Source organism: Saccharomonospora halophila 8 (genome assembly GCF_000383775.1).
In the GTDB taxonomy this organism is placed as follows: domain Bacteria; phylum Actinomycetota; class Actinomycetes; order Mycobacteriales; family Pseudonocardiaceae; genus Saccharomonospora; species Saccharomonospora halophila.
Genome location: NZ_KB912473.1, coordinates 1 through 2,389 on the forward strand (window position 1 = coordinate 1; position 2,389 = coordinate 2,389).

The following is a 2,389-nucleotide window of genomic DNA, read 5'->3' on the forward strand; positions in this document are numbered from 1 at the left end:
CCCCGCACGGACAACGGGGCCGCCTGACGGCGGGGCTCGTGTCGGCCACCGCCGTGACCGGCGCGCTCGCGTTGTCGTGGCGGCGCGTGCCGGAGGTGTCGGTCCCGGAGACGGTGGCGGTGGCCGCGGTGATCGTCGCGGCACTCGCGTTCGCCGACCTGTTGTCCGCCCGGTTCTGGGATCTCGTGCTCGAACTCGACCGGGCCCGTGCGTTGGAGGGCGAACTGGCGGCCACCCGCGAGCGCCTCCGATTCGCCGCCGACCTGCACGACATCCAGGGACACTCGCTGCAGGCCATCGCGCTCAAGGGCGAGCTCACCGAACGGCTGATCGGCGCCGATGACGCGGCCGCCCGCGGGCACGCGGCGGAACTCACCCGGCTGGCGCGGTCGGCGCTCACCGACACCCGGGAACTCGCGAGGGGCTACCGGGAGATCGATCTGCGTACCGAGATCGACAACGCTGTGGACCTGATGCGCGCGGCGGGCATCGAGGTCACCGTCCACGGCGACCCGGCGCGGATCGCACCGCCGTTGCAGCGGGCGTTCGGCGCGCTGGTCCGGGAGGGCACCACGAACGTGCTCCGACACAGCCGGGCACGGCGGTGCGAGCTGCGCGTCCACGTGGACGACGACGGGGTGGCCGTGCGACTCGGCAACGACGGTGTCGGCCACGTCGCCGTCCCGGCCGCCGTCCCGGCCGAGGTCCCGGCCACCGCGGGCAGCGGTGTGCGGGGCCTGCGCGAGCGGTTCGCCACGATCGGCGGTGAGGTGACGGCCGGACGCACGGGCGACGACTGGTACGAACTGACGGGACGGGCGCGGGAGGTGTGGCGTGATGATCAGGGTCGTTCTCGCCGATGACGAGGACCTGGTGCGGGGGGCGCTGGCCAGCCTGATCGATCTGGAGCCCGACATCGAGGTCCTCGCCCAGGCCGCCGACGGCGCGGCCGCGGTGGAGCTGACCCGCGAGCACCGGCCCGACCTCGTCGTGCTGGACCTGGAAATGGCGGGCACGGACGGGTTGACCGCAGCCGAGACGATCAGGGCGGAGTCGGACATCCCCGTCGTGATCGTCACCCGGCACGCCCGGCACGGGGTGCTCAAACGCGCACTCGGTGCCGGGGTGCGCGCGTTCGTGCCCAAGGTGACGCCCGCGCCGAAACTGGCCGCGATCCTGCGGGACGTCCACGCGGGGGGCCGCTACGTCGATCCCGAGCTGGCCGCCTCGGCGCTGTCGGCGTCGGCGTGCCCGCTCAGCGAGCGGGAACTGGAGCTGCTGCGGCACAGCCGGGACGGCGCGACCGTCGCGTCGATCGCCGCGGCGACGAACCTGGCCCAGGGCACCGTCCGCAACTACCTGTCCTCGGCGATGTCGAAACTCAACGCGGAAACCCGCTACGCCGCCGCCCGACGGGCGTGGGAGGAGGGCTGGATCTGACCGCCCGGGACCGGGCACCGGCCGAGGTCCGTGTTCCGGTGGAGACCGGCCACCGCCGGATGCGTCGGACGACGGAGGCGGTCCGGTGCTCCGCCGGTCTAACGTCGGCACATGAGCGCGCGATTGTCGCATCCCGGGACGGAGCCCGGACGGGTCGAGCCGTGCAGGCTCCTCGAGTTCGACGAGCACGCCGACCCGCGGGGCAGCCTGTCCGTCGTGGAGACCGGTAAGGACATCGACTTCGAGATCAAGCGGGTGTACTACCTCTACGGTCTCCCGGTGGCGACCGTACGCGGAGCCCACGGGCACCGGTGTCTGCGCCAGGTCGTCATCGCCCTGCACGGGCAGTTCGAGATCACTGTGGACGATGGCCACACACGTGGCCGGTATCTGTTGGACACCCCCCGGCGTGGTCTGTTCATCGGGCCGATGACCTGGCGGAACCTGATCAACTTCTCGCCGGGTGCCGTGGGGCTGGTGCTCGCCTCGGAGATCTACGACGAGTCCGACTACTACCGGAACTACGACGAGTTCGTCCTGGCCGCCAGGGCGCTGCGGTGACCGTCCCGTTCCTGGACGCCCGCGCCGCCTACGCCGAACTGCGTGCGGAGACCGACGCGGCCGTCGCCCGGGTGCTCGACTCCGGCCGGTATCTCGCCGGTCCGGAGGTCGCGGAGTTCGAGCGGGAGTTCGCCGCGTACTGCGGCGCGACCCACTGCGTCACGGTGGGCAGCGGGTTCGACGCGCTGGAGTTGGGGCTGCGCGCGCTCGGTGTGGGTGCGGGCGACGAGGTGATCGTGCCGTCGCACACGTTCGTCGCCACCTGGCTCGCGGTGTCGGCCGCCGGTGCGCTGCCGGTGCCCGTCGAACCCGACGAGGACACCGTGACGCTCGACCCGGACCGGGTGGCCGCGGCGGTCACCCCGCGCACCGCCGCGCTCGTGCCGGT

General features: G+C 72.8%; 4 protein-coding genes. All 4 read left to right on the forward strand.

The features are described from left to right. On the forward strand, window positions 1-863 hold an 863-nt coding region (locus tag SACHA_RS0100135), incomplete at its 5' end, for a sensor histidine kinase (protein ID WP_019806224.1). Further along, the gene (locus SACHA_RS0100140) at window positions 838-1,440 is read left to right on the forward strand and encodes a response regulator transcription factor (RefSeq protein WP_019806225.1); all 603 of its coding nucleotides are present in this window, start codon (window positions 838-840) and stop codon (window positions 1,438-1,440) included. The genes SACHA_RS0100135 and SACHA_RS0100140, both read left to right, overlap by 26 nt. 111 nt (window positions 1,441-1,551) lie before the next feature. Then, the gene (locus SACHA_RS0100145) at window positions 1,552-2,001 is read left to right on the forward strand and encodes a sugar 3,4-ketoisomerase (RefSeq protein WP_019806226.1); all 450 of its coding nucleotides are present in this window, start codon (window positions 1,552-1,554) and stop codon (window positions 1,999-2,001) included. Continuing rightward, window positions 1,998-2,389: aminotransferase class I/II-fold pyridoxal phosphate-dependent enzyme (locus tag SACHA_RS19485; RefSeq protein WP_019806227.1), on the forward strand; the 392-nt coding region annotated here is incomplete at its 3' end. The genes SACHA_RS0100145 and SACHA_RS19485, both read left to right, overlap by 4 nt.